Source organism: Microbacterium sp. AC132, assembly GCF_979258525.1.
In genome coordinates this window covers 3,517,760-3,543,055 of the sequence record NZ_OZ409862.1, presented here as the reverse complement: position 1 = coordinate 3,543,055, position 25,296 = coordinate 3,517,760, and the positions used below count along the sequence as shown (strand labels likewise).

The 25,296-nt window shown below is 68.1% G+C and carries 25 protein-coding genes and 1 tRNA gene; 16 read left to right on the top strand and 10 right to left on the bottom strand.

Annotated elements, in window-relative coordinates:
• Positions 1-2: 2 nt before the first annotated feature.
• The 3 genes from ACZZZQ_RS17140 to ACZZZQ_RS17130 all read right to left on the bottom strand — a co-directional run bounded on the left by ACZZZQ_RS17140 (position 3) and on the right by ACZZZQ_RS17130 (position 2,093).
• Entirely contained in the window at positions 3-335 is a 333-nt protein-coding gene (locus ACZZZQ_RS17140; protein WP_056278704.1) for a DUF7882 family protein, read from the bottom strand.
• An 86-nt stretch (positions 336-421) separates the two neighbouring features.
• Complete coding sequence (locus ACZZZQ_RS17135) at positions 422-1,360, bottom strand: helix-turn-helix transcriptional regulator (RefSeq protein ID WP_053096041.1); 939 nt, start codon at positions 1,358-1,360, stop codon at positions 422-424.
• Positions 1,341-2,093, bottom strand: coding sequence for an exonuclease domain-containing protein (locus ACZZZQ_RS17130; protein WP_463508000.1), 753 nt, complete (start codon positions 2,091-2,093; stop codon positions 1,341-1,343). The genes ACZZZQ_RS17135 and ACZZZQ_RS17130 overlap by 20 nt, the downstream gene beginning before the upstream one ends.
• 80 nt (positions 2,094-2,173) lie before the next feature.
• On the opposite strand from ACZZZQ_RS17130, the gene ACZZZQ_RS17125 reads away from it, so the two are divergent.
• The gene (locus tag ACZZZQ_RS17125) at positions 2,174-3,073 is read left to right on the top strand and encodes an alpha/beta fold hydrolase (RefSeq protein WP_053096042.1); all 900 of its coding nucleotides are present in this window, start codon (positions 2,174-2,176) and stop codon (positions 3,071-3,073) included.
• Here the strand turns inward: ACZZZQ_RS17125 and ACZZZQ_RS17120 are convergent.
• Complete coding sequence (locus ACZZZQ_RS17120) at positions 3,045-3,518, bottom strand: Lrp/AsnC family transcriptional regulator (protein WP_053096043.1); 474 nt, start codon at positions 3,516-3,518, stop codon at positions 3,045-3,047. The two genes, ACZZZQ_RS17125 and ACZZZQ_RS17120, sit on opposite strands and share 29 nt — an antisense overlap.
• A 168-nt stretch (positions 3,519-3,686) precedes the next feature.
• Between ACZZZQ_RS17120 and pdhA the strand changes: the two genes are divergently transcribed.
• Genes pdhA through ACZZZQ_RS17105 form a run of 3 tightly spaced genes read left to right on the top strand, consistent with a single transcriptional unit; the run spans position 3,687 to position 7,176 of the window.
• Positions 3,687-4,802, top strand: a complete 1,116-nt coding sequence (gene pdhA / locus ACZZZQ_RS17115; protein WP_320488242.1) for a pyruvate dehydrogenase (acetyl-transferring) E1 component subunit alpha — start codon at positions 3,687-3,689, stop codon at positions 4,800-4,802.
• A gap of 2 nt (positions 4,803-4,804) precedes the next feature.
• Positions 4,805-5,815: an alpha-ketoacid dehydrogenase subunit beta gene (locus ACZZZQ_RS17110; protein ID WP_463507999.1), complete on the top strand. Its 1,011-nt coding sequence runs from the start codon at positions 4,805-4,807 to the stop codon at positions 5,813-5,815.
• Entirely contained in the window at positions 5,812-7,176 is a 1,365-nt protein-coding gene (locus tag ACZZZQ_RS17105) for a dihydrolipoamide acetyltransferase family protein (RefSeq protein ID WP_463507998.1), read from the top strand. The genes ACZZZQ_RS17110 and ACZZZQ_RS17105 overlap by 4 nt, the downstream gene beginning before the upstream one ends.
• On the opposite strand, the gene ACZZZQ_RS17100 is transcribed toward ACZZZQ_RS17105, so the two are convergent.
• Positions 7,169-7,762 (bottom strand): TetR/AcrR family transcriptional regulator, encoded by a 594-nt coding sequence (locus ACZZZQ_RS17100; RefSeq protein WP_053096047.1) that lies wholly within the window; start codon positions 7,760-7,762, stop codon positions 7,169-7,171. The genes ACZZZQ_RS17105 and ACZZZQ_RS17100 overlap by 8 nt on opposite strands.
• A 112-nt stretch (positions 7,763-7,874) precedes the next feature.
• Here ACZZZQ_RS17100 and ACZZZQ_RS17095 point away from each other — a divergent pair, with 112 nt between their 5' ends.
• Genes ACZZZQ_RS17095 through ACZZZQ_RS17075 form a run of 5 tightly spaced genes read left to right on the top strand, consistent with a single transcriptional unit; the run spans position 7,875 to position 13,837 of the window.
• Positions 7,875-9,428 (top strand): carboxyl transferase domain-containing protein, encoded by a 1,554-nt coding sequence (locus tag ACZZZQ_RS17095; RefSeq protein WP_463507997.1) that lies wholly within the window; start codon positions 7,875-7,877, stop codon positions 9,426-9,428.
• A gap of 5 nt (positions 9,429-9,433) precedes the next feature.
• Entirely contained in the window at positions 9,434-11,356 is a 1,923-nt protein-coding gene (locus ACZZZQ_RS17090; protein WP_463507996.1) for an acetyl/propionyl/methylcrotonyl-CoA carboxylase subunit alpha, read from the top strand.
• Positions 11,357-11,358: 2 nt separating this feature from the next.
• On the top strand, positions 11,359-12,507 hold the full coding sequence (locus tag ACZZZQ_RS17085) for an acyl-CoA dehydrogenase family protein (protein WP_230100808.1): 1,149 nt from the start codon (positions 11,359-11,361) through the stop codon (positions 12,505-12,507).
• 41 nt (positions 12,508-12,548) lie between these two features.
• Positions 12,549-13,034 (top strand): MaoC family dehydratase, encoded by a 486-nt coding sequence (locus ACZZZQ_RS17080; RefSeq protein ID WP_400341005.1) that lies wholly within the window; start codon positions 12,549-12,551, stop codon positions 13,032-13,034.
• Positions 13,031-13,837 carry an HpcH/HpaI aldolase/citrate lyase family protein gene (locus tag ACZZZQ_RS17075; RefSeq protein WP_463507995.1) on the top strand — a complete coding sequence of 269 codons (807 nt, stop codon included), beginning with the start codon at positions 13,031-13,033 and terminating at the stop codon, positions 13,835-13,837. Before ACZZZQ_RS17080 ends, ACZZZQ_RS17075 begins: the two co-directional genes overlap by 4 nt.
• A 26-nt stretch (positions 13,838-13,863) precedes the next feature.
• Here ACZZZQ_RS17075 and ACZZZQ_RS17070 read toward each other — a convergent pair whose 3' ends face one another.
• Both ACZZZQ_RS17070 and ACZZZQ_RS17065 read right to left on the bottom strand, forming a co-directional pair.
• Positions 13,864-14,451, bottom strand: a complete 588-nt coding sequence (locus tag ACZZZQ_RS17070; RefSeq protein WP_053096051.1) for a histidine phosphatase family protein — start codon at positions 14,449-14,451, stop codon at positions 13,864-13,866.
• Positions 14,448-15,287, bottom strand: coding sequence for a Sir2 family NAD-dependent protein deacetylase (locus ACZZZQ_RS17065; RefSeq protein ID WP_053096052.1), 840 nt, complete (start codon positions 15,285-15,287; stop codon positions 14,448-14,450). The genes ACZZZQ_RS17070 and ACZZZQ_RS17065 overlap by 4 nt, the downstream gene beginning before the upstream one ends.
• Before the next feature lie 97 nt (positions 15,288-15,384).
• On the opposite strand from ACZZZQ_RS17065, the gene ACZZZQ_RS17060 reads away from it, so the two are divergent.
• The gene (locus ACZZZQ_RS17060; protein ID WP_463499907.1) at positions 15,385-16,188 is read left to right on the top strand and encodes a TrmH family RNA methyltransferase; all 804 of its coding nucleotides are present in this window, start codon (positions 15,385-15,387) and stop codon (positions 16,186-16,188) included.
• Between the two features lie 23 nt (positions 16,189-16,211).
• Here ACZZZQ_RS17060 and ACZZZQ_RS17055 read toward each other — a convergent pair whose 3' ends face one another.
• The gene (locus ACZZZQ_RS17055) at positions 16,212-17,039 is read right to left on the bottom strand and encodes an SGNH/GDSL hydrolase family protein (RefSeq protein ID WP_053096053.1); all 828 of its coding nucleotides are present in this window, start codon (positions 17,037-17,039) and stop codon (positions 16,212-16,214) included.
• Between the two features lie 147 nt (positions 17,040-17,186).
• Here ACZZZQ_RS17055 and ACZZZQ_RS17050 point away from each other — a divergent pair, with 147 nt between their 5' ends.
• Together ACZZZQ_RS17050 and ACZZZQ_RS17045 are read left to right on the top strand one after the other, a co-directional pair.
• The gene (locus ACZZZQ_RS17050) at positions 17,187-18,929 is read left to right on the top strand and encodes a DEAD/DEAH box helicase (protein WP_463507994.1); all 1,743 of its coding nucleotides are present in this window, start codon (positions 17,187-17,189) and stop codon (positions 18,927-18,929) included.
• Positions 18,930-19,054: 125 nt separating this feature from the next.
• The gene (locus ACZZZQ_RS17045; RefSeq protein ID WP_072591270.1) at positions 19,055-20,152 is read left to right on the top strand and encodes a VIT1/CCC1 transporter family protein; all 1,098 of its coding nucleotides are present in this window, start codon (positions 19,055-19,057) and stop codon (positions 20,150-20,152) included.
• A 122-nt stretch (positions 20,153-20,274) separates the two neighbouring features.
• Here ACZZZQ_RS17045 and ACZZZQ_RS17040 read toward each other — a convergent pair.
• Positions 20,275-20,357 (bottom strand) — tRNA-Leu (locus ACZZZQ_RS17040).
• A 113-nt stretch (positions 20,358-20,470) separates the two neighbouring features.
• On the opposite strand from ACZZZQ_RS17040, the gene ACZZZQ_RS17035 reads away from it, so the two are divergent.
• Complete coding sequence (locus ACZZZQ_RS17035) at positions 20,471-21,766, top strand: M20/M25/M40 family metallo-hydrolase (protein WP_056278716.1); 1,296 nt, start codon at positions 20,471-20,473, stop codon at positions 21,764-21,766.
• Positions 21,767-21,811: 45 nt separating this feature from the next.
• Positions 21,812-22,636 carry an undecaprenyl-diphosphate phosphatase gene (locus ACZZZQ_RS17030; protein WP_463507993.1) on the top strand — a complete coding sequence of 275 codons (825 nt, stop codon included), beginning with the start codon at positions 21,812-21,814 and terminating at the stop codon, positions 22,634-22,636.
• A gap of 18 nt (positions 22,637-22,654) precedes the next feature.
• Here ACZZZQ_RS17030 and ACZZZQ_RS17025 read toward each other — a convergent pair whose 3' ends face one another.
• Complete coding sequence (locus ACZZZQ_RS17025) at positions 22,655-23,503, bottom strand: PAC2 family protein (protein WP_053096058.1); 849 nt, start codon at positions 23,501-23,503, stop codon at positions 22,655-22,657.
• A 91-nt stretch (positions 23,504-23,594) separates the two neighbouring features.
• Between ACZZZQ_RS17025 and ACZZZQ_RS17020 the strand changes: the two genes are divergently transcribed.
• Both ACZZZQ_RS17020 and ACZZZQ_RS17015 read left to right on the top strand, forming a co-directional pair.
• A complete protein-coding gene (locus ACZZZQ_RS17020; protein ID WP_072591272.1) occupies positions 23,595-24,278 on the top strand; it encodes an HAD family hydrolase in 684 nt (227 codons plus the stop codon).
• Complete coding sequence (locus ACZZZQ_RS17015; RefSeq protein WP_053096060.1) at positions 24,275-25,294, top strand: tRNA (adenine-N1)-methyltransferase; 1,020 nt, start codon at positions 24,275-24,277, stop codon at positions 25,292-25,294. The genes ACZZZQ_RS17020 and ACZZZQ_RS17015 overlap by 4 nt, the downstream gene beginning before the upstream one ends.
• Positions 25,295-25,296: the final 2 nt, after the last annotated feature.

Below are 25,296 nucleotides of genomic sequence, written 5' to 3'. Positions count from 1 at the left end.
CGTCAGCGAGTGCCCGCGGCGTCGAGGTCGGGCGAGGGGTCGATGACCTCGTCGACGAGCGTGATGCCCCCGCTCGAGTTGGCCGAATGAGCGAGATCCTCGATCCATCGGCGGCTGAGCTCGGGCGTCTCGCTCTCGTCGAAGACGAACCGCAGCGGGATCGACGGATGCAGCCAGACCGTCGAACGGCCTTCGGTGTCACCGTCGGGATGCTTCCACGTGAGTGTGAAGCTCTCGTTGCGACGCAACTTCGTCGCGACGACGACCTTGAGATGCGCGAGCGCCCGATCTTCGATATGGATCGGCTCCGAGCCGCCGTAATAGAGAGAACCCATATCTCGGAATATATGTCTCAGTCGGCGCCGCTCTCGGCGTGCTGGTCGCGGCGCGCGACACGTGCGAACAATCTGTTCGCATAGTGTCATCGACGGTGCTTCGCCGCCGTCACAGAAGGAAGCACGCCGAAGCTCTCGCGATACGCCGCGGCGAAGCGAGACGGATGCGAGAAACCCCACCGGCGGGCCACCGCGGCGACCGTCGTCGGTGAGCCCGTACGCAGGTCGCGGTGCGCTCCATCGAGGCGCGCCTGCCTCAGCGACTCCGCCGGCGTCGTGTCGAGCGCGCGCCGAAAGGCGTATTGAAGGCCTCGCGTCGAGATGTGGACGGCAGCGGCGACGTCGTCGACCGTGATCGGCCGGTGCGAGTTCTCGGCGATGAAGGCGAGGGCGCGACGCACCGTCGCCGGCGCCGGCGTGCTCTGCGCCGGCCGATGCCGTTGCAGGCGACTCGTCGTCGCGAAGGCCGCGAGCGTCGTCGCCGCGGCATGGCGAGCCAGTTCGCTGCGCACGAGATCGTCATCGTCCGCATCGTCGACGAGATCCGCGGCGCTCATCTCGAGATACGCGAACATGCGATCCCAGGCAGCCCCGGCGTGCGCGGAGCGCGGAGCGAGATCGCCCACGCGGACGGATACGCCGTCGTCGCCACTGATCCTCTTCGCGAGGTGGGTCAGGGTGTCCCGCTCGAAGACGAGTGCCGTGACCCTCGCTCCCGCATCCCAGCGGGCGCGCACTCTCGGACCATCGGAGATCCAGGGGAGACTCGCATCGAGATCTCCTCGATCGGAGTACACCCGGGCATCGGGCCCATCGACACGGCAGACCAGCACCTGGTCCTGTGGTTCGGCTGTCGAGCGCACCTCGGCGGCGAGGTCGTAGCGCACGAGACTCACGGCACCGAGATCGGCAGAGTGCCAGTCGAAGCGGAAGCGTTGCGGGTCGACGTCGTGCAGTACGGCGGACGGGACGAACTGCTTCCAGGTGCTCTCGACACGCGAGACGTCACTGGTACGGAATCGCATCGTGGGGCACCTCCTGGACGGTTCGACGTGCACGGACCGGCCAGGTTCCGTCGAGGCGCTCATCAGGTTCGATGCGGCCCATCCGGATGAAGTACTCCGTGAGGCTCGCCGCCTGAGAGCGGGCCCACCCGATCTGGCGTGTGTGCAGCTCTTCCAGGGTATCCGGAAGCACGAACTGGCGGGCCAGAGCCTGCGCGACCCGGCCTGCGGCCACGGCATCCGCCGCCGCTTCGTGGGCGTCCTCGAGGCGCACCGCATAGAGGGCTGCGACCACCTCGAGCGTGCGCTTGCCCGGACGATAGCGGTCATAGGCCTTGTCGATCACGAGCGGGTCGATGATCGGTGAAGGGTCCTCCAGTGGCGGGATGCCGTGGCGGTGCGCCTCGTGCGCCAGGAGGGAGAAATCGTATGCGGCGTTGTAGGCCACGATCGGCACACCTTGAGAAAGCAGGGATCGCAGGGCCGCCGTGACCTCTCGGACCACCTCGGCGCCCTGCCGTCCGTGGCGGCGCGCGTGCTCGGTCGTGATCCCGTGCACGGCGGTGGCGCCGTCCGGAATCGGCATGCCGGGATCCGCGAGCCAGTCCCGTGCGGCGATCTCGCGGCCGCCGGCGTCGAGGAGCCCGACGTGTGCGCTGACGATGCGGTCGTGCTCCACGTCCACACCGGTCGTCTCGAGGTCGAACACGCCTACGCGAGTGATCCAGTGCGGGAGCGAGGGTGCCGGGGGCATGATCTCACCGTAGAACCGGGCTCCGACATCGGGGCGGAGGCACACGGGGATCCCGCATGCGACGACCCTAGACTTGATCCATGCCCGCGCCCTCTCCGTATGCCGACCGTCTGAGCCGACTGCCGGTCGTGCGTCATGAGGTCGAGGTCAGAGGCGGGACGACCGTGTACTGGGAGTACGGTCCCTCCGATGCAGATGTGACAGTCGTCGCCGTGCATGGATTCCGAGGCGAGCACCACGGTCTCGAGCCGGTTCTCGCGTTCCTTCCCGAGGTCCGGGTCATCTCTCCCGACCTTCCCGGCTTCGGAGAGACGGCGCCCGTCGCCGGGCGCTCGTACGATCTCGATGAGTATGTCGCGTGGCTGACCGAGTTCGCCGCTGCGGTGGCCCCCGGGGCGGTGATCCTCGGGCACTCCTTCGGATCGATCGTCGCCTCCGCGGCCGTGGCGGCAGGGCTCGAGACTCCGCGGCTGATCCTCATCAATCCGATCGGCGCACCCGCCCTCGAAGGCCCCAAGGGCATCATGACGCGGCTGGCCGTGCTGTACTACTCGCTCGGGGCGCGGCTGCCCGAGCGCCTGGGCACTGCTCTGCTGCGGAATCGACTGATCGTCAGAGTCATGAGCATCACGATGGCGAAGACGTCGGACCCGCAGCTGCGACGTTTCATCCACGATCAGCACGACACCTACTTCTCGCGCTTCGCCGACCGCGATGTCCTGCGGGACGCGTTCGTGACGAGCGTGTCGCATGATGTGAGCGAATTCGCCCGCTCGATCCCGACGCCGACTCTGCTCATCGCCGCTCAGCGCGACGACATCACACCGATCGAGGTCGAGCGGGAGCTCGCCACCAGATTCGATGACGCGACCCTCGTGGAGATCGCCGAGGTCGGACACCTGATCCATTACGAGACGCCTGCCGAGGCTGCAGGCGCCGTACGACGATTCCTCAGGATTCCCGTCTCGCGAGCCCGATGAGGCCGGCAACCCGGAAGGGGATGACCTCGCCCATGGCCAGGGAGGTCTCAGTCCGCTCGACTCCGTCGATCGACAGGATGCGCGCATCGGTGTCGAACAGGTGGCGGGCGTCCCTGCACGCGACGCGTGCAAGCAGATCGATCGATCCGCTGAGTCCGTGCGCCTGCACGACCTCGGGAATGCGCGCCAGTTCGTTGATGATCCGCGGCAATTCGGTCTGACGCACGCCGATGCTCACGAACGCCTGAAGGGGGAACCCCAGGACGTCGGTCGAGAACGACCGCTCGTACGACTGGAAGATTCCTGTCTGCTCGAGTCGCGCCATGCGCGCCTGGATGGTGTTGCGGGAGAGTCCGAGATTCTCCGCCAGCGCCACGATCGTCACGCGAGGGTCATCGGCGAGTGCGGCGAGAAGTTCCAGATCAATGCGGTCAAGTCCGGCCATAGTGCCAAACGATAGCAGGCACGATGTACCCCAGATTTGGCAACATGCTCAAGCCGCTCTCGATTGCTTGAGCGAGGTGATGAGCGGACGTACTCTCAAGTGAACCGGCGCTGAGGCCGGGGCCGCGCGTAGAACCCGTGACGACGGCCACGAACGAGGAGGACGACGATGTCACCCCAGATCACTCCGATCGCCGACATGGCGCAGGATCTCGAACTCGCGGAGCGCATCCTCGCGCCGGACGGCGAGCGCGTCGCGAACACTCGTCTCGACGGGTTCGTCGCCGACGTCGACGGTGCCGGACTGCGCGCGCTTCACCGCGACATGGTCATCCTCCGGCGCATCGACGCGGAGGGGGTGGCCCTCCAGCGTCAGGGCCAGCTGGGGCTCTGGGCGCCATGCCAGGGGCAGGAGGCGACCCAGATCGGAACCGCGAGGGCGCTCGCACCGCAGGATTACGTCTTCCCGAGCTACCGCGAAACGGGTGTCATCTATGCACGGGGCGCGCAGCCGGGCGACTTCGTCCGTATGTGGCGTGGTGAAGAGGGCGCGGGTCACGACCCCGCAGCGCTCCGCGTCGCTCCGTTGCAGATCATCATCGGAGCGCAGACGCTCCACGCGGTGGGGTATGCGCTCGGCATCCGTCACGAAGATGCGGACGAGGTCGCCGTCACCTACTTCGGCGACGGTGCCACGAGCCAGGGAGATGTGAACGAGGCGATGATCTTCGCGTCCTCGTATCAGGCTCCGGTGGTGTTCGTCTGCCAGAACAACCACTGGGCCATCTCGGAGCCGGTGTCGGTGCAATCGCAGTATCCGATCGCCGGACGCGCGCCCGGCTTCGGCATCCCGAGCCTGCGCGTGGACGGCAACGACGTGCTGGCCTGCATGGCCGCGATGCGCTGGGCTCTCGCGCACGCGCGGTCCGGACAGGGCCCCGCCTATATCGAGGCCGTCACATATCGCATGGGTCCGCACACGACAGCCGACGACCCGACCCGCTACCGCAGCGACGACGAACTCGAGGCATGGCGTGAGCGTGACCCGATCGCCCGGCTGGAGGCACACCTGCGCTCGATCGGCGAGCTCGACGACGAGCAGCTCGCGGACACGCAGAGAGCGGCGGACGCCGCGGCTCGAGACATGCGCGCCGAGTGCCTGGGCATGGTGACGCGTCCTCCGCTCGCGGTGTTCGACGGCGTCTACGCAGAGCCGCACTCCGGCCTCGAGCGGCAGCGCGACGAGTACGCCGCCTACCTCGCGTCGTTCGACGGCGAGGCGTGAGCATGACTCAGATCACTCTCGGAAAGGCGCTCGGAGCAGGTCTACGACGGGCGATGCGCGACGACGACAAGGTCGTGCTGCTGGGCGAGGACATCGGCAAGCTCGGAGGCGTCTTCCGCATCACGGATGGACTCCTCGACGAGTTCGGGCCCCAGCGTGTCATCGACACGCCCCTCGCTGAATCCGGCATCGTCGGCATGGCGGTCGGGTTGGCGTTCCGTGGCTATCGCCCTGTGGTCGAGATCCAGTTCGACGGTTTCGTCTATCCGGCTTTCGACCAGATCGTCGCGCAGGTGGCGAAGCTGCACTACCGGACGCAGGGCCGGGTGAAGATGCCGATCACGATCCGCATCCCCTGGGCGGGAGGCATCGGTGCTGCCGAGCATCACTCGGAATCGCCTGAGGCGTACTTCGTGCACACCGCAGGGCTCCGTGTGATCGCGGTCTCCAATCCGGAAGACGCCTATCGGAGTCTTCGCCAGGCGATCGCGTCGGACGACCCGGTGATCTTCTTCGAGCCGAAGCGGCTCTACCACCACAAGGGCGATGTCGATCTCGACGCCCCGCTCGCGGATGCCGCACCCATGGGACTCGCGCGAGTCGTCCGCACAGGCGATGATGCGACGCTCATCACCTACGGGGCGATGGTGACGACCGCGCTGCAGGCCGCCGAGGCCGCCGAAGACGATGGCATCTCGCTCGAGGTCATCGATCTGCGTTCGCTGTCGCCGGTCGACTACGACACCGTGGCGACGTCGGTCCGCAAGACCGGACGTGTCGTCGTCGCGCACGAGGCGTCGCGAGAGGCCGGTATGGCGGCTGAGGTGATCGCGAGCGTCACGGAACGCTGCTTCGAGTACCTCGAGTCGGCGCCGTTGCGCGTGACCGGACACGACGTCCCGTATCCGCCGTCGAAGCTCGAGAAATACCATCTGCCGGATCTCGACCGACTGCTGGACGCCGTCGACCGGGTGCTCGACCGTCCGAACAGCCTGACGGGAGCAGACGCGTGAACGCGGAGTTCAGACTGCCCGACCTCGGAGAAGGACTCACAGAGGCGGAGGTCGTCCAGTGGCTCGTCGCTCCCGGCGATGTCGTCGCGCTCAATCAGACTCTCGCCGAGGTCGAGACCGCCAAGGCGATCGTCGAGTTGCCTTCTCCGCACGCAGGCGTCGTCACAGCCCTGCATGCTGCGGCGGGGGAGACCGTCGCAGTGGGCGCGCCGCTGATCGAGTTCGATGTCGAGGGCGCCGACGACGCTTCGTCTGCCGCCTCGGATGGCGGCGGTGCTGAGGAGAAGGCGCAGCCCAACCTCGTGGGCTACGGAGCTGCGCCATCAGCATCCGGGCGACCGGCCCGACGTGCCAGACGTGCGGTCGGCGGAGGGGCGGCGACCGACACGGCCGTGCTCGAAGCGGCGCCGCACGACGCGTCGCCGACCGTGAGCGTCGAGGTCGTCGCCGAGCGGCCGCGCTCCACTCCGCCCGTGCGTGCGTATGCCAAGCGTCTCGGGATCGATCTCGTGCTGGTGGCGGCGACGGTGGGGGATCGCGTGATCACCCGCGGGGATGTCGACGACTACGCGTCTCGCACGGCGACGACCGCAGAACAGGTCGATCCCGCGCCTCCCCGACCGCGGGTTCCGGACGATGCCGCGAGCCTCCGTGATGGCTCTCGGGAGACGCGGATCCCCATCCGCGGAGTTCGCAAGCACACGGCTGCGGCGATGGTCGAGAGCGCGTTCACCGCACCGCACGTCACGGTCTTCCACACGGTGGATGTCACGGCGACGATGGACCTCATCGCCTCGCTGCGGGGCGACCGCTCACTCTCGGAGCATCGGATCGGTCCGCTTGCGGTGGTGGCGAAAGCGGCCTGTCTCGCCTTGAGTCGCACGCCCGGGCTCAATGCCCGATGGGACGAGTCCGCGGGCGAGATCGTGCAGTTCGGATACGTGGACCTCGGGATCGCCGCAGCGACCGAGCGGGGACTCATCGTGCCTCACATCCGCGACGCCGAGTCTCTGACACTGACGGAGCTCGCCGATGCGGTGGCATCTCTCGCCGTCACCGCGCGGGAAGGACGCACATCTCCTGTCGAGCTGGCGGGCGGCACCTTCTCCATCTCGAACATCGGTGTGTTCGGCATCGACGCGGGCACCCCCATCCTGCCTCCGGGGCAGTCGGGAATCCTCGCCGTCGGCGCCGTCCGGCGCCTTCCGTGGGAGTACCGCGGTGAGATCGCCCTTCGCCAAGTGATGACTCTCAGCCTGTCGTTCGACCACCGCATCGTCGACGGGGCGGAGGGAGCGAGGTTCCTCAAGGACGTCGCGGACGTGTTGGAGGAACCTGGGAGGGCGATGCTGCTCAGGTAGTCGCTCGGAGCGCTGATTCCGCCATCGCGGCGAGCACTGTCGCGGTGGCGGAGCGCTGCCGGGACGCCGCGCGCGTGCTGTGCGGTGTCGAGTTGATGAGCCCGAAGCACGCTTGCACCCGCAGACGAAGCTCGTCGGCGTCGGCATCGACCAGAGGGCTCAGGGTCTCGATCCAGAGCTCGATGTATGCGCGCTGCAGCCGGCGGACCTCGGCATGATCCTGAGCGGCGAGATGCGCGACGTCCCGGTCATGCACTCGGATCACATCCGCGTGACCCAGCGCGAACTCCACGTGGAAGGCGACGAGCGCGCGGATGCGCTCCTCGGGTGTGGACCCGCCCGCCGCGACACTCGTGCCGCCCGAGACCAGGTCATCGCTCACCTGGACGAGCACGGCGCCGAGCAGCGCCTGCTTGCCGGCGAAGTGGCGGTAGACCGCCGGTCCGGAGACGCCTACGGCGGCGCCGATGTCTTCGAGGCTCACACCGTTGTATCCGCTCTCGGCGAAGAGTCGTGCGGCTTCTCGGAGGATGGCGTCAGACCGCTCCGCCTTGGCGCGGTCTCGCGCAGTGGGAGGGCTTGTCATCTCAGTTAATCCTCGCTAACCTGATGCGATCGGTTAGTGAACACTAACCGAGAAAGCATCGAATGCGCCAGGGCGATGACGCCGGCGCGATGTGGTCGAGGAGGACGTCACGATGCCCGCAACCCAGCAGTCTCTCGCTGCCGAGCTGCACGAACGACTGGCCGTCGCCGCTCAAGGGGGGCCGCAGGCATCCCGGGAACGGCACATCGCGCGCGGCAAGCTCCTCCCGCGTGATCGCGTGACCAGACTCCTCGACGAGGGCAGCCCCTTCGTCGAGATCGCCCCGTTGGCGGCCGACGGACTGTACGGGGGAGAGGCGCCAGCCGCGGGAGTCATCGCGGGGATCGGCCTCGTCCACGGCAGGCACGTGATGGTCGTGTGCAACGACGCGACAGTCAAGGGCGGAACCTACTATCCGCTCACGGTCAAGAAGCACCTGCGCGCACAGGAGATAGCGCTCGAGAATCGACTTCCGTGTCTCTACCTCGTCGACTCCGGCGGCGCCTTCCTCCCCAAGCAGGACGAGGTGTTCCCGGACCGCGAGCACTTCGGACGCATCTTCTTCAACCAGGCCAGGATGTCCGCGGAGGGGATCCCGCAGCTCGCCGCCGTGCTCGGTTCGTGCACGGCGGGCGGAGCCTATGTCCCCGCGATGAGTGACGAGACCGTCATCGTGCGTGGCCAGGGGACGATCTTCCTCGGCGGCCCTCCGCTCGTGAAAGCGGCGATCGGTGAGATCGTGTCAGCGGAGGAGCTCGGCGGCGGCGAACTGCACGCCCGGCGCAGCGGGGTGGTCGACCATCTCGCCGAGGATGACGAGCACGCACTCGAGATCCTGCGCGACATCGTCGCCACCCTGCCGTCGCCCCTCGCTCCGGTCTGGGACGTGGTCGAGTCGCGTCGGCCGTCCGAACCCGGCTCGCTCTATGACGTCGTCCCGGTCGACGTCAACACCCCGTACGACGTGCACGAGGTGATCGATCGGCTGATCGACGGCGGCACGTTCCGCGAGTTCAAGAAGGAGTACGGCACGACCCTCGTCACCGGCTTCGGGCGCCTGCACGGGCACCCGGTCGGGATCGTCGCGAACAACGGAGTGCTCTTCAGCGAATCCGCCCTCAAGGGCGCGCACTTCATCGAGCTCTGCGACCAACGCGGCATCCCTCTGGTGTTCCTGCAGAACATCTCCGGCTTCATGGTCGGATCGGATGCCGAGGCGGGCGGCATCGCGAAGGACGGAGCGAAGATGGTCACCGCTGTCGCCAGCACCCGCGTGCCGAAGCTCACCGTCATCATCGGCGGATCCTTCGGGGCCGGCAACTACTCCATGTGCGGACGTGCATACTCGCCTCGCTTCCTGTGGACGTGGCCGGCCAGCCGTATCTCGGTGATGGGCGGCGCCCAGGCGGCCTCCGTTCTCGGGACGGTGAAGGACGACCAGCTGACGGCTCGCGGACAGGCGTGGAGTACCGACGAGAGGCTCGCGTTCGAACAGCCCATCCGGGAGCAGTACGAGACCCAGGGTGAGCCGTACTACGCCACCGCGCGCCTGTGGGACGACGGCATCATCGACCCCGCCCAGACCCGTGACCTGCTGGGGCTCGCCCTCGATGTGGTCGCGCGAAGCCCTCTGCCCGAGCCGCGTTTCGGCCTCTTCCGGATGTGACCGCAATGACGAACAGTGTCCCCACCTCCCATCGTTTCGACAGCGTCCTCGTCGCCAATCGAGGCGAGATCGCACGCCGGGTCATCCGCACTCTCAGTGCGATGGGCATCCGCAGCGTCGCCGTCTACAGCGATGCGGATGCCGACGCCCCCCATGTGCGCGAGGCCGATCAAGCCGTGCGGATCGGCCCGGCGCCGGTCGCCGAGTCGTACCTCGACATCGATGCGGTCATCGCCGCAGCCCGCGCGACCGGAGCGCAGGCCATCCATCCGGGCTACGGATTCCTCTCGGAGAGCGTCGGGCTGGCCGAGGCATGCGCGGAGAGCGGCATCATCTTCATCGGTCCGTCGGTCGACGCACTCCAGATCATGGGAGACAAGGCGAAGGCCCGCGACCATGTCGTGCGATCCGGGGTCCCGGTGGTGCCGGGTTTCGATGCGAGAGGACTGTCGGACGCGGAGATCGCTGACGAGGCCGACGCTGTCGGCTACCCGCTGCTCGTCAAGCCGAGTGCGGGCGGCGGCGGCAAGGGTATGGAGGTCGTCGAGGCGGCATCCGGGCTCAGCGCCGCACTGGCGTCCGCTCGACGGGTGGCGCGTTCGGCGTTCGGTGACGACTCCCTGATCCTGGAGCGGCTCATCCGACGCCCCCGGCACATCGAGGTGCAGGTGTTCGGCGACGCTCACGGAACGGTGATCACCCTCGGCGAGCGCGAGTGCACGCTGCAGCGACGTCACCAGAAGGTGATCGAGGAGGCTCCCTCTGCGGGGATCCCCGAGTCGACGAGGGACCGACTCCTCGAAGCCGCCACGCAGGCCGCACAGAGCGTCTCGTACGTCGGCGCCGGAACCGTGGAGTTCCTCATCGACGCCGATGTTCCGGACCAGGTCTTCTTCATCGAGATGAACACCCGTCTGCAGGTCGAGCACCCCGTCACCGAGGAGGTCACCGGCCTCGACCTCGTCGCCCTGCAGATCCACGTCGCGGCAGGCGGACGTCTCGACCCTGCGCCGGGTCTGCACGGTCACGCCGTCGAGGCGCGCGTGTACGCGGAATCGCCGGAGCGCGGGTTCCTGCCCTCGACCGGACGCGTGCTGCTGTTCGATCCGCCGCGCGGCGTGAGGGTCGATGCGGCCGTGGAGACGGGCAACGACGTGACCGGATTCTACGACCCGATGATCGCGAAGATCATCGCGTTCGCTGACGACCGGACCACCGCGCTCCGCCTGCTCGATGAGGCTCTGAGCAGGACCGTCGTGCTGGGTGTGGACACGAACATCGGGTTCTTGCGCACACTCTGCCGCGATGAGCGGGTCACGGCCGGGGACCTCGACACGGGACTCATCGAGACGCTTCTGCCGCTCGTCGAGGAGCCGCCATCGCCGTCGATGCTGGCCGCCGCACGGCGAACCGTCTCGGGCACGGATGACGCGGTCGGCGCGACCAGGGCGAGTCAGCGAGCGGGCGCGGTGTGGCAGGACCTCACGCAGGACGATCGGCGCGAGATCTCCTTCCGGACCGAACGCGGCGAGGTCATCCCCGCGCCTGCATCCAGCGGCTCGCGGTCGCGCGCCATGGCTGCGGTGGACGACGACGGTGCGGTCTGGGTCAGCGAGGACGGACGCACCGTGCGCCTGGAGCCTCTCGATCGCCGAGCCCTGTTGCTGCACCGTCTGCAGCAGAGGGAGCAGAGCGAGTCCGCGAACGGTCCGGATGCGAGAGCCCCGATGCCGGGAAGCGTGGTGGCCGTGCATGTCCGCGACGGCGACGTCGTGACCGCCGGCACGCCGCTCGTCTCGATCGAGGCGATGAAGATGGAGCACCCGGTGCTGGCGCCCCAGGACGGGACGGTGCGCCTCATGGTCGCCGTCGGCGATCAGGTTCGACGCGACCAGCCGGTCGCGCACATGACGACGGAGGAGAAGTGACGATGCATGAGCTGACCGATGAAGAGCGCGAACTCGCGGCGATGGTGCGCGAGTTCGCCGAGACGGTCGTCGCGCCGCAGTCCTACGAGGCGGACCGCACGCACACGCTGTCGATGGACGTGGTCGCCCAGATGGGTGACCTCGGGCTGTTCGGCCTGCCGTTCCCCGAGGAGTACGGGGGTCAGGGCGGCGACTACATGGCGCTGGGCATCGCGATCGAGGCGCTCGGACGCGTCGACCAGTCCATCGCCATCACGCTCGAAGCCGGAGTCAGCCTCGGTGCGATGCCCGTCTTCCGCTTCGGCACCGAGGAGCAGAAGCAGGAGTACCTGCCGGACCTGCTCGCCGGCCGTGCGCTCGCGGGCTTCGGCCTCACCGAGCCGGAGGCCGGGAGCGACGCGGGAGCGACCCGGACCACCGCCCGGCTCGACGGCGACGAATGGGTCATCGACGGGTCGAAGCAGTTCATCACCAATTCAGGAACGCCCATCACGCGTTTCGTCACGGTCACCGCGGTCACCGGGAACGAGGGGGGCCGCAAGCAGATCTCGACCATCATCGTGCCCAACGGCACACCCGGTTTCACCGTCGAGGCGCCGTACGACAAGGTCGGGTGGAACGCGTCCGACACGCATCCGCTCAGCTTCACCGGGGCACGGGTCCCCGCCGGCAACCTCCTGGGCGAGCAGGGGAGCGGCTTCCGCAACTTCCTGAGCATCCTCGACGAGGGCCGCATCGCGATCGCCGCGCTGTCGACCGGCGCCGCGGAGGGCTGCCTCGAGGCAGCCGTCGAGTATGCGAAGAGTCGCACCATCTTCGGCAGCGCCCTCAGCACGCGACAGAACGCGCAGTTCACCCTCGCGCGCATGCGTGCCCGAGTGCACACGGCACGGCTCGCCTGGCACCACGCGGCACGGCTCCGTGACGCCGGGCGGCCGTTCGCGGAGCAGGCGGCGATCGCGAAGCTCGTGGCGGGCGAGGCCGCGATGGACAACGCCAGGGACGCGACGCAGATCTTCGGCGGCAACGGCTTCATGAACGAGTTCCCGGTGGCCCGTCACTATCGCGACTCGAAGATCCTCGAGATCGGCGAGGGCACCACCGAGGTGCAGCTCCTCGTGATCGCGCGAGCGCTGGGGCTCGCCGGGTAGCGTGGCAGGATGCCATCCGCTCAGCGAACCGAGGAGGTGAGGTGATCGTGCACGACATCGTCCAGCGCGGTCTCTTCTTCGAGGAGTTCGTCACCGATGCCCGATATCTTCATCGCCCTGGGCGCACCGCGACCGAGGCCGACAACGTCCTCTTCACGACGCTCACGATGAACACCCAGGCGCTGCACCTCGACGCCGCCTTCGCCGATGGGCAGCAGCCGTTCGGTGCGCGTCTGATCAACTCGATGTGGACGCTCTCGACCATGGTCGGGGCATCCGTCGCGCAGCTCACGCAAGGCACCCTGGTGGCGCAGCTCGGGTTGGGCGAGATCGCCTTCCCGCATCCGCTGTTCGCCGGTGACACGCTGTACACCGAGAGCGTGGTCGTCGACAAGCGGCTCTCGACGTCACGAGCGGGGCAGGGGATCGTGACCATCGCGCATACCGGACGCAACCAGGACGGCACAGTCGTCGCCACCGCGACCCGAACGGTGCTCGTGCACTGCCTTCCCGAGGGGGAACGATGAGCTTCGATCTCGGACCGGCACTGCTCTTCTGCCCTGCCGATCGACCCGAACGGTTCCGCGGCGCCCTCGAGAAGGCGGACGCTGTCATCCTCGACCTCGAAGACGCGGTGCTGGCCGAGGCGAAGGCCGCAGCTCGCGACAATCTCGTCGATGCCGACCTGGACCCCGGTCGTGTGATCGTCCGCGTGAACGCACCGGGTTCCGACGCCCTCGTCTCAGACCTCGCCATGCTCTCTCAGACCGACTTCCGCACCGTGATGGTCGCGAAGACCGAGAGCGCTGAGAGCCTCACTGCTTTCGACGAGAGGTTCTCGTTGATCGCCCTGTGCGAGACGGCGAAGGGGATCCACGCGGCAGATCGCATCGCAGCACATCCGCAGGTCGTCGCGATGATGTGGGGCGCGGAGGATCTCGTCGCCTCCCTCGGCGGCACATCGAGCCGCACACCGGAGGGTGGCTATCGAGACATCGCGCGCTATGCCCGCTCCCGCGTTCTCCTCGAAGCGGGGGCACAGGGCAAAGGCGCCATCGACGCCGTGCACATCGAGATCGGCGATGTCGCAGGTCAGGAGGCCGAGGCTGTCGACGCTGCCGCGTCCGGGTTCATCGCGACCGCGTGCATCCACCCGAGTCAAGTGGCGGTCATCCGCGCGGCGTACGCTCCGGACGACGCGACGCTCGAGTGGGCCCGCCGGGTTCTCGCCGCCTCAGCGAGCGAGCGAGGCGTGTTCCGCTTCGACGGACGCATGATCGACGAGCCCGTGCTGAGGCATGCTCGGTCGCTGCTCGGTCGCACCCGCTGATCGAACGATCTCTGGCGGTCGGTCGTTCAGACCAGGATCGCCTGGTCGATGAGACGCAGAGATCCGGGGGAGGCCTCGAAACGGTGGGCGGAACCGTTCGCGAGCACCTCGCCGACGCGGGGCAGCGTGCCGCCGGAGACGTGGTTGATCAGTGACCGGATCACGCCGCCGTGCGTCACGACGATGACGGACTCCGCCACCGGTGCGGAGCGACGGCGAGCATCGCGGGCGATCGCGTCGAGGGCGACGAGCGCCCGTTCGGCGACACCTTCCAGGGTCTCCGCGCCGGGAACCGGCGAGAGCCAGTCGCCGTACTTCTCGATGTAGTCGGAGACGAGCATGCCCTCGCCCTCACCGAACTCGCGCTCGCGCATGTCCGGCACCAGCACGGGAGCCCCGAGGCCCAGGCTTTCGGAGATGATCTCTGCCGTCTCCCGCGCCCGCTTCAGCGGGCTGGCGTAGATCGAGTGATGTGTCACGCCCTCGAGACGATCCGCGGCGGTCCGTGCGTCCGCACGGCCCTTCTCGTTCAGGGGGATGTCGGTGGAGCCCTGGATCCGTCGGGCGAGGTTCCAATCCGTCTGGCCGTGGCGGATGAGCGTGAGCAGAGTCATTCAAGGAGCTCCTGGATCGCGGGGAGCACGTCGCTGGTGCCTGCGGCGATGGTGGCATCGGCCCAGACATCCGCGCGCGTCGGCTCGCGGTTGATGATGATGAGGGGGATGCTGCGGCGTCGTGCGCGCTCGACGAGGCGCACACCGGAGTTGACGACGAGGGATGAGCCGGCGACGATCAGCGCATCGCTCGCCCGGAGCAGCGACTCCGCGGCCTTGAAGCGCCCCTGCGGCACGTACTCGCCGAAGAACACGACGTCGGGCTTCAGCATCCCTTCGCACACCGTGCACACCGGCACGATGAAGCCGTCGGTGCTCTCGGGGAGCACGTCGCCGTCGGGAGCGAGCGCCACATTCTCGGGGACGGAGATCCACGGATTGCGCTCTTCGATCTGCACTGCGATGTCGCGGCGATCGAAGACCTGGCCGCACTTCAGGCAGAGAACCCTGCGCATCGTGCCGTGCACTTCGATGACGTGCGAGCTGCCCGCGCGCAGATGCAGTCCGTCGACGTTCTGGGTGATGACGCCGGTGACGTGTCCGGAGGACTCCATGGCGGCGAGAGAGAGATGGCCGGGGTTCGGCTCGGCGCGGGCGAACGCCCGCCAGCCGAGATGCCCGCCGACCCAATAACGACGCCGCGCCGTCTCATCGGCCAGGTACCGCTGGATCGTCATGGGATCAGTCCGGTTGCGCGACCCTTCGCCGCGGTAAGCGGGGATTCCCGAGTCCGTGGAGATCCCGGCGCCCGTGAGCAAGGCGATCTTCCGACCGCGCAGGAGTTCGGCGGTGCGAGCGATGGTGGTCGACAGTTCAACCGGACTCGATGCGCTCACAGGACCTCCCTCTGCGAGTCTACGGCGTGCGCAGGCCGCTCGACGCGTCGCGGCCGACCGCGACGGCGACTCGGAGAGCGATGGCAGACTGGGGCTCGTGGAACTGCTGCGCGTGACGAATCCCGATGATCGACGACTCGACGACTATCGCGCACTGACCGACACCGCGCTCCGAAGTGTGAGCGACCCGGCCGGCGGGCTGTACATCGCCGAATCGACGAAAGTCATCGCGCGAGCCGTCGCTGCGGGGCATCATCCGCGATCGGTCCTCGTTCAGGAGCGGCGGGTGGAGGACATCCGAGCGATCGTCGGAGAACTCGATGTACCTGTGTACGTCGTCCCGGACGACGTGGCGGAGGCGCTGACCGGTTTCGCTGTGCACCGGGGCACGATCGCCTCGATGCATCGTCCTGACCTGCCGACGGTGCGTGAGGTCATCGACTCCGCCACGCTCGTGCTGATTCTCGAAAACGTCGGCGATCACACGAATGTCGGCGCCGCATTCCGTGCGGCCGCCGCGCTCGGAGCGGATGCCGTGCTGGTGTCTCCCGGGGGAGCCGACCCCCTGTACCGGCGCAGCGTGCGTGTCAGCATGGGAACGGTGTTCCAGGTGCCGTGGACCCGGATCACGGACTGGGCGTCCGCCGTCACCGACCTTCATGCCGCAGGGTTCGACGTCGCAGCCCTCGCGCTGAGCGACGACGCGGTGACTCTCGACGCCTACGTCGCGTCCCGCCCCGAGCGCGTCGCTCTCGTCATGGGATCCGAAGGCGACGGACTCTCACGCACCGCCCTCGACGAGGCAGACACCGTGGTGACGATTCCCATGTCGGGAGGCGTCGACTCGCTGAACGTGGCGTCTGCCGCGGCCGTGGCGCTGTGGGCGCTCGGACGCCGCTGACGGGATGGGATGGGATGAGATGGTCAGTCGGACGACGGGAAGATGATCGGCGAGGGCTCGGGACGCTTCGCGACGATGTGATCACCGGATGACTCATGGCGAAGACGCCGCAGCACCCACGGAACCAGATGCTCCCGCGCCCAGCCGAGGTCTTCGGAGCGCGCCTCCCGCCAGGTGCGCAGCGGAAGCGGCTCGGGCTGCATGGACTCGAGGTCGTTGGGCACGTTGAGCGCGCGCAGCGCCATGCGGGCGACCTCATGATGGCCCAGCGAGTTGTAGTGCAGACGGTCGTCATCGAAGAACCGCATGTCCTGCACGACCTTGAGCGCCCACTGGTCGGCGACGATGCAGTCGTGGCGCTCGGCGATCGCGCGGACGTTCTCGTTGTAGATCGCGACCTTGCCGCGGAACGCTCGGAAGACAGGAGTGAAGGCGGTGTCGATCCCGGTGAACAGCAGCACGGCGGCACCCGTCGACGACAGGCGTGCGACGGCGTCCTCCAGCTGGACGGCGATGGCGTCGGGGTCGGTGCCCGGACGGATCACGTCGTTGCCGCCCGCGCAGATCGAGATCAGGTCGGGATGCAGCGCCACGGCGGGTTCGATCTGGTCGCGCACGATCTGGGCGATCAGCTTGCCGCGCACGGCGAGGTTGGCGTACGCGAAGTCGTCGACCTGACGCGAGAGCACCTCGGCGACGCGGTCGGCCCAGCCGCGGTGGCTGCCGGGCTGCGAGGGGTCGGGGTCGCCGATCCCCTCGGTGAACGAGTCGCCGATCGCGACGAACCTCCGCCAGGGGTGCGGATTCTCGTTGTCGAGTTCCGGGGTTCGGATCGAATCCTGGTCTGTCATCCAGCTCTCCTTCGCGAACGAACGCGGCCCATCTGGGGCGGCCACGCAGTGACCGAGCCTACTCGGGTGCGTGGGCTGCGGGGAGGACGCGCGCGGCGGATCGCGTGAGCGTGCCGAGTGTCGGCGGCAGCGATTATCGTTGACTCGATGCTTTCTCCGTCCTTCCCCCAGCGCGCCCCCTGGGGCACTGCGAACAAGCTGCGCGCCTGGCAGCAGGAGGCGCTCGAACAGTACTTCCAGGCGGATCAGCGTGACTTCCTCGTCGCGGCGACACCCGGTGCAGGCAAGACGACCTTCGCGCTCACCCTCGCGGTCGAGCTCATGCGCATGGGGGAGGTCAACCGGATCATCGTGGTCGCGCCGACCGAGCATCTCAAGACGCAGTGGGCCGATGCAGCAGCGCGGGTGCACATCCGTCTGGATCCCCGGTTCCGCAACAGTCATTGGGCGCCGGCGCGGCATTACCACGGCGCCGTCGTGACCTACGCGCAGGTCGCGGCGAAGTCATCGGTCCACCGTCATCTGACCGAGGATGCGAAGACCCTCGTCGTCCTCGACGAGGTGCATCACGGCGGCGACGCCCTCAGCTGGGGTGATGCGATCCGAGACGCGTACGGTCCGGCGAAGCGTCGACTGCTGCTGTCTGGAACGCCCTTCCGCAGCGACACCGCACCGATCCCGTTCGTGGAGTACCACCCTGACGAGTCCGGTGCACGGATCTCCCGCACCGACTACAACTACGGCTACGGTCGCGCCCTGGCCGACGGCGTCGTCCGCCCCGTGCTGTTCCACATGTACGCCGGCAAGATGCGATGGCGCACGAGCACCGGAGACGAGCTCGAGACGCATCTCGGGCAGGACAACACCAAGGACGTGACCTCGCAGGCCTGGCGCACGGCTCTCGACCCCGAGGGCGAGTGGATGCCGGCTGTGCTGTCCGCAGCCGATCGTCGCCTGACCGAGATCAGGCATCACGTTCCGGATGCCGGCGGCCTGGTGCTCGCGACAGATCAGACCGTCGCGCGTGCCTACGCCAAGATCCTGCACAGCATCACCGGTCAGCAGCCGACGATCGTCCTGTCCGATGACGCGACGGCCTCCGAACGCATCGAGAAGTTCAGCAACAGCGAGGACCGCTGGATGGTCGCGGTGCGCATGGTGTCCGAGGGGGTGGACGTGCCGCGTCTCGCGGTCGGCGTCTACGCCACGTCGTCGTCGACGCCGCTGTTCTTCGCTCAGGCCATCGGCCGATTCGTGCGAGCACGCCGCCGTGGCGAGGCCGCGAGCGTATTCCTCCCTCAGGTGCCGGTCCTGATGGGTCTCGCGAACGAGATGGACAAGCAGCGCGATCACGCGCTCGACCGTCAGTCGAAGGACGACGACGGGCTCGAGGACTCGCTGCTCGACTCCGCGAACCGCGAGGACGACGCGTCCGACGCGCTGACCCAGGAATTCAGCTATCAGGCGCTCTCGTCGGTGGCCCACTTCGACCGGGTCGTGTTCGAGGGCCAGGAGTTCGGTCAGCTGGCCGAGCCGGGCACCCCCGAAGAAGAGGAGTTCATCGGCTTTCCCGGTCTTCTCGAGCCCGAGCACGTGCACGAGCTCCTGATGCAGCGACAGGCGCGGCAGACGCGACTGCGAGAGACGAGAGAAGCCGAGGCGGGTCCCACCGAGGCGACGACGCTCCCTGCGCCCCTGCACCGCACGCTGCGCGAGCAACGGCAGCTGCTGAACAGCCTCGTGGGGCTGTACGCCCGTCAGAAGGGCGAACCACATGGCGCGGTTCATGCCGAGCTGCGCCGGATCTGCGGTGGACCTGCAGTCGCCCAGGCGACCGTGACGCAGCTGCAGTCCCGTATCGACGTACTCCGCAAGCGCGTCCGCTCCTGAACCCTGGCGTCGGTTCGGATACCCGAAAAGCTGGCAATACCGTCGCCGGGTGCGATGGAGACGGGCTCCCGAAGCTAGCGTTGAACGGTTGCCCCCAGAACGGGGACCGTCGATCAGGAGACTTCATGACAGCCCCCGCTGCCGCCGAGCCCACCGCCGCAGACCGCCGCCGCTGGGCGCGGTACCTCGTCGAGGAACGCGCCGAAGGACACGTGTACCAGAAGCTCGCGAGCCGACGCACGGGGGAGGAGCGTGAGATCCTTCTCAGCCTCGCCGACGCCGAGCGGCGCCATGAGCAGCACTGGCTCGATCTGCTCGGCGCGGAACCGGTCCGATTGCCACGCGCCGGCATCCGCTCCCGCCTCCTCGGCTGGATGGCGGGCCGCTTCGGATCCATCTTCGTGCTGGCCCTCGCGCAGAGCGCCGAGGCACGTTCACCGTACGACTCGGAGCAGTACGCGACGCCGGCGATGCGCGCTGACGAGAAAGTGCACTACGAGGTGGTTCGCGGTCTCGCTGCGCGGGGCCGGCGTCGCCTGTCGGGCTCGTTCCGCGCAGCGGTCTTCGGGGCCAACGACGGCCTCGTGAGCAACCTCGCGCTCGTGCTCGGCATCGGCGCTACGGGCGTCAGTTCGGGTTTCGTCCTGTTCAGCGGCATCGCAGGCCTGCTCGCCGGCGCGCTGTCGATGGGAGCGGGGGAGTTCGTGTCCGTGCGGTCTCAACGAGAGTTGCTCGCGTCGACGGAGGCCAACGAGGATGCTGCCGCATCCGCCGCCGACCTCGACATCGATGAGAACGAGCTCGCTCTGGTATACCGGGCGCGCGGGATCGGCCAGCAGGAGGCTCTGGAGCGCGCACGGCGCATCGTCGATGCCGCGCGCGCCGGCGTGGAACGCACCGCCACAGGGCCGGTCCACGTCCATGCCGGAGACGACCACGAGATCGTCGGCAGCGACTGGACCGCTGCGATCTCGAGCTTCCTGCTCTTCGCATCCGGCGCGATCATCCCCGTGCTCCCGTGGCTCTTCGGGCTCGAGGGGACCACAGCGGTGGTCGTCGCTCTCGTGCTCGTAGGCATCGCGCTCCTGTCGACGGGAGCGATGGTCGGCATCCTGTCCGGAGGGCCGCCCCTGCGTCGTGCGCTGCGTCAGCTGGCGATCGGTTTCGGAGCCGCAGCGGTCACGTACGTGCTCGGTCTGGTGTTCGGCGTCGGCGCGGTCTGACAGGCGCCGGCCCGACCGCGTCGGACTGGACTCGACGATCCACGCGAGTCCTGTCCGATGACACGGCGACATCGGAAACGAAGAAGGCCCCGGATATCATGTGGATATCCGGGGCCTGTCTGTGCGCGGAGGGGGACTTGAACCCCCACGCCCTTACGGGCACTACGACCTCAACGTAGCGCGTCTACCATTCCGCCACCCGCGCAGGTGTTGGATGTTCGTTGCCGAACGAAGATTTACATTAGCACGAGCTTCGGGGCACTCAGAAACCGACGGCGACGCCCGGGCGCGCCACGGCCTTTCGATAGCCTGGACTCCATGACTGACGTGTCTCTGCCCGAGGTGGTTCGCATCGCGCGCGACCTGATCCGATTCGACACCTCGAACTTCGGCGGGGGCAACGCGAAGGGCGAGCGGGAAGCGGCCGAGTACGTCGGCGCCTATCTGCAGGATCTCGGCCTCGAAGTCGAGTACTACGAGCCCATCCCGCGGCGCACGAACGTCATGGCGCGGGTGCCCGGACGCGACCGGAGCAAGCCGGCGCTCGTGGTGCATGGCCACCTCGACGTCGTCCCGGCCATGGCCGAGGACTGGACCGTCGATCCTTTCGCGGGCGTCGTCAAGGACGGCATGCTCTGGGGGCGGGGCGCCGTCGACATGAAGAACATGAACGCGATGATCCTGACGGCGGTCGGCGACCTGCTGCGAGCGGGCGAGCAGCCCGAACGCGACCTGGTGCTCGCCTTCTTCGCCGATGAGGAGAACGGCGGAGTGGAGGGATCGGCTCTCGTGGTGCAGAACCGCCCCGAGTGGTTCGAGGGCGCGACCGAGGCGATCAGCGAGGTGGGCGGCTATTCGATCACGGTCGACGATCGCCGCGCCTACCTGCTGCAGGTGGGGGAGAAGGCGCTCATCTGGATACGCCTCGTGGCGAAGGGCCGCGCCGGCCACGGAAGCCGTCTCCACGATGACAATGCGGTCACGAAGCTCGCGGAGGCCGTGGCGGCCCTGGGACGCACGCGGTGGCCCCTGCGACTCACTCCCACCACCGAGGCACTGCTGCAGGGCTTGAGCGATCTCACCGGACGCTCCGTCGACGACCCGGATGCCCTCGCGGCGGCTGCGGGGCCCGCCGAGGCCTTCCTCCGTTCGTCGTTCCGCACGACGACGAACCCGACCGCCCTGTCCGCCGGATACAAGCACAACGTGATCCCCGAGCGTGCCGAGGCGCTGATCGACGTGCGGGTGATCCCCGGAACCGAAGACGACGTGCTCGCCGAGCTGCAGCAGATCGTCGGCGACGAGATCGAGATCCAGACGGTGGTGCGGGACATCGGCATGGAGACGCCTTTCGACGGCGAGCTCGTCGAGGCGATGGTCGCGAGTCTCGGCCGGCATGACCCCGGTGTGCCGGTCATCCCGTACCTGCTGGGTGCAGGAACCGACAACAAGGCGCTCGCATATCTCGGAATCACCGGGTACGGGTTCGCGCCGCTGCGGCTTCCCGCAGACCTCGACTTCACCGGGATGTTCCACGGGGTCGATGAGCGGGTGCCCGTAGAATCGCTTGTCTTCGGTCAGCGGGTGCTGGCCGATCTGCTGCGCACGTATTGAGCTCTCGGCTCCACGCCCGCGCACCACGACTCAGAAAGCTCCTCCATGCACTTGTTCGAAGCGCTCATCCTCGGCATCGTCCAGGGACTCACCGAGTTCCTCCCGATCTCCTCCAGCGCCCATCTGCGCATCCTCGGCACCTTCCTGCCGTCGGGCGAGGATCCCGGCGCCGCGTTCACCGCGATCACCCAGATCGGCACGGAGGCGGCGGTCGTGGTGTTCTTCTGGCGCGACATCGTGCGGATCATCGCGCAGTGGTTCCGGTCGCTGACCGGCAGGGTCCCGCGCAGCGATCCGGATGCGCGCATGGGATGGATGATCATCATCGGCAGCATCCCGATCGTGGTCCTGGGGCTGCTCTTCCAGGACCAGATCGAGACGGTCTTCCGCTCCCTCTGGATCGTCGCGATCATGCTGATCGTCTTCGGCATCCTGCTCGGGATCGCCGACCACGTCGGCGCGAAGCGGCGCAAGCTCGATCAGCTCACCTACCCGCACGGCATCGCATACGGCTTCGCGCAGGCTCTGGCGCTGATCCCCGGAGTCTCGCGCTCCGGTGGAACGATCACGATGGGACTCTTCCTCGGCTACGAGCGTGCCGCAGCCGCTCGCTACGCGTTCCTGCTCGCGATCCCCGCCGTGTTCGGCAGTGGCTTCTACCAGGTGTTCAAGAGCTGGGACGAGCCGTCGTTCTTCTCCTTCGGAGACACGCTCGCGGCGACGGGCATCGCATTCGTCGTGGCGCTCGGCGTGATCGCCTTCTTCATGAACTACATCTCGAAGCGGAGCTTCCTGCCGTTCGTGATCTACCGCATCCTCCTGGGCACCGTCCTCCTGGTGCTGCTGGGGACCGGCGTCATCGCGCCGTGATGACGAGGGCCCGGGCGACTACCGCTTGTGGTCGCCGGGGCCGTCGCCACGGCGCTTGAGATAGCGCTCGAAGGCCTGAGCGATGGCATCGCCCGACGCATCGGGGGAGTCCCACGTGTCGCGCGTGCGCTCGAGCTGATGGATGTACTCCGTCATGTCCTCGTCGTCCGCGGCGGCGGCATCGATCGATGCCTCCCAGGCGGCGGCCTCGGTGCGCAGGTGGTCTCGAGGCACATCCACGCCGGTCAGCTCCTCGAGCCGATCGAGAAGAGCGAGGGTCACCTTGGGCGACGGCGTGGCGGAGGCGACGTAGTGCGGCACGCTCGCCCACAGACTGGCGGTCGGAATGCCGGCGCTCTCGGCGAAGTGCTCGATGACGCTGAGAATTCCGACGGGGCCTTCGTAGAGCGAGCGCTCGAGGCCGTGCGCCTCGCGGACCTGCTCGTTCTGGCTCGAGGCGAAGATCGAGATGGGGCGGGTGTGGGGCACGTCGGAGAGCATCGCGCCGAGCGTCACGAAGCCCGTGATGTCGTCGCGGAGAGCGACGTCGATGAACTCCGACGCGAAAGCCTGCCAGGTGCGCGCAGGCTCCACGCCCGTGAGGATCCAGAATTCGGGACCGGGACCGGGGTCGCGCGGGCGCCAGAGTCCGGCTTCGGGCCAGGTGAGCTGGCGACGCCCTTCGGCGTCCATCTTCGTCGCAGGGCGCGTGTACTGGTAGTCGAAGTACAGCTCCGGGTCGATCGAGTGCACGAGGTCGTAGTCCGTCGTCTCGCGCAGTGCGGCGACCGCGCCGCTCGCGGCTTCCCCTGCGTCGTTCCACCCGTCGAAGGCGACGATGACGATGCGTGAACCGAGGCCATCCATCGTGGGCTCCCTTCGTGCATTCCGGATCGGTATCCCTCCAGGCTAGTCCGACGGCGCGGGGACGGGGTGGAGCCACGGGTAACATGGTTCGGTGAGCAGACAGCCCCGCGCGATCCTCTGGGACATGGACGGAACACTCGTCGACACCGAGCCGTACTGGATGGCGGCCGAGACCGCGCTGGTCGAATCCTTCGGCGGCACGTGGACCCACGAGGATGCGCTTCAGCTCGTCGGCAACGGACTCATCGACAGCGCGATCATCCTTCAGAACGCGGGCGTCGACATGGATGCCGAGGCGATCATCTCGCTCCTCACCGACGGCGTGCAGGATGCACTGCGCACGCAGGGAGTGCCCTTCCGCCCCGGCGCCCGCGAGCTGCTGCAGGACCTGAGGTCAGCGGGGATCCCCACAGGACTCGTCACGATGTCGCTGCGTCGCATGGCGCTGAGCGTCGTCGACCTGATCGAGTTCCAGGCCTTCGACATCGTCGTCGCCGGCGATGATGTGACCAACCCGAAGCCCCACCCCGAGCCCTACCTCCACGCGGCATCCCTGCTCGAGATCGACATCGCCGATGCTGTGGTCATCGAGGACTCGCCGACCGGGCTCCGCGCGGGCATCGCATCCGGCGCCGTCGCCCTCGGCGTGCCGCATATCGTCTCGCTCGATCACGTGGGCGCGCATGAGCTGTGGCCGAGCCTCGAGGGGCGCACCGCCGCCGACCTGATCGAACTCTTCGACCGAAAGACCTCCATGACGGGAGCCACCCGATGACCGACACCACCTCACAGCGGCCGAGCGGGCCGTTCCGCGAGGGCGATCGGGTGCAGCTGACCGGCCCCAAGGGTCGCCTGCACACCGTGACCCTCCGAGAGGACGGCGAGCTGCACACGCACCAGGGCGTGCTCCGGCACCGCGACCTCATCGGTCTGCCCGACGGCTCAGTGGCCGCGAACAGCTCGGGACACGAGTACCTCGCGCTCCGGCCTCTGCTCCGCGACTTCGCGATGTCGATGCCGCGCGGCGCCGCGATCGTCTACCCCAAGGACGCCGCGCAGATCGTGATGCAGGCCGACATCTTCCCCGGTGCCGTCGTCGTGGAAGCGGGTGTCGGGTCCGGTGCCCTTTCGCTCTCGCTCCTGCGGGCCATCGGTCCGGTCGGCCGGCTGGTGTCGTTCGAGCGTCGTGAGGACTTCGCCCAGGTCGCACGGGGCAACGTCGAGACCTTCTTCGGCGAGACGCCGGACACCTGGGACGTCGTGGTGGGAGATCTCGCGGATGCGCTGCCGGCGGAGTTCCCGGCGGGCACGGTCGACCGTGTCGTACTCGACATGCTCGCGCCGTGGGAATGCATGGATGTCGTCGCCGACGCACTCACCCCCGGCGGCGTCGTGCTGTGCTACGTGGCCACCGCCACGCAGCTCTCGCGGGTGGCCGAGTACATCCGGAGCACGGGCCTGTTCACGGATCCCGAGGCGTCCGAGACGATGGTTCGCGGCTGGCACGTCGAGGGTCTCGCCGTGCGACCCGATCACCGGATGGTGGCGCACACCGGCTTCCTCCTCACGGCTCGTCGGCTGGCGCCGGGCGCCGTGGCCCCTCAGGTGAAGCGCAGGGCATCGAAGAGCAGCTACGGCGATGCTGATGTCGAGGCGTGGACGCCGGGGGCTGTCGGCGATCGCGAGATCAACGACAAGAATCTGCGCAAGCGGGCGAGAGAGGCCGCGAAGGCCGCTGAGGGCGCCCGTCTCGCCGCCGGTTCGCGCGAATCCGAGCCACCGACGGAATAGAC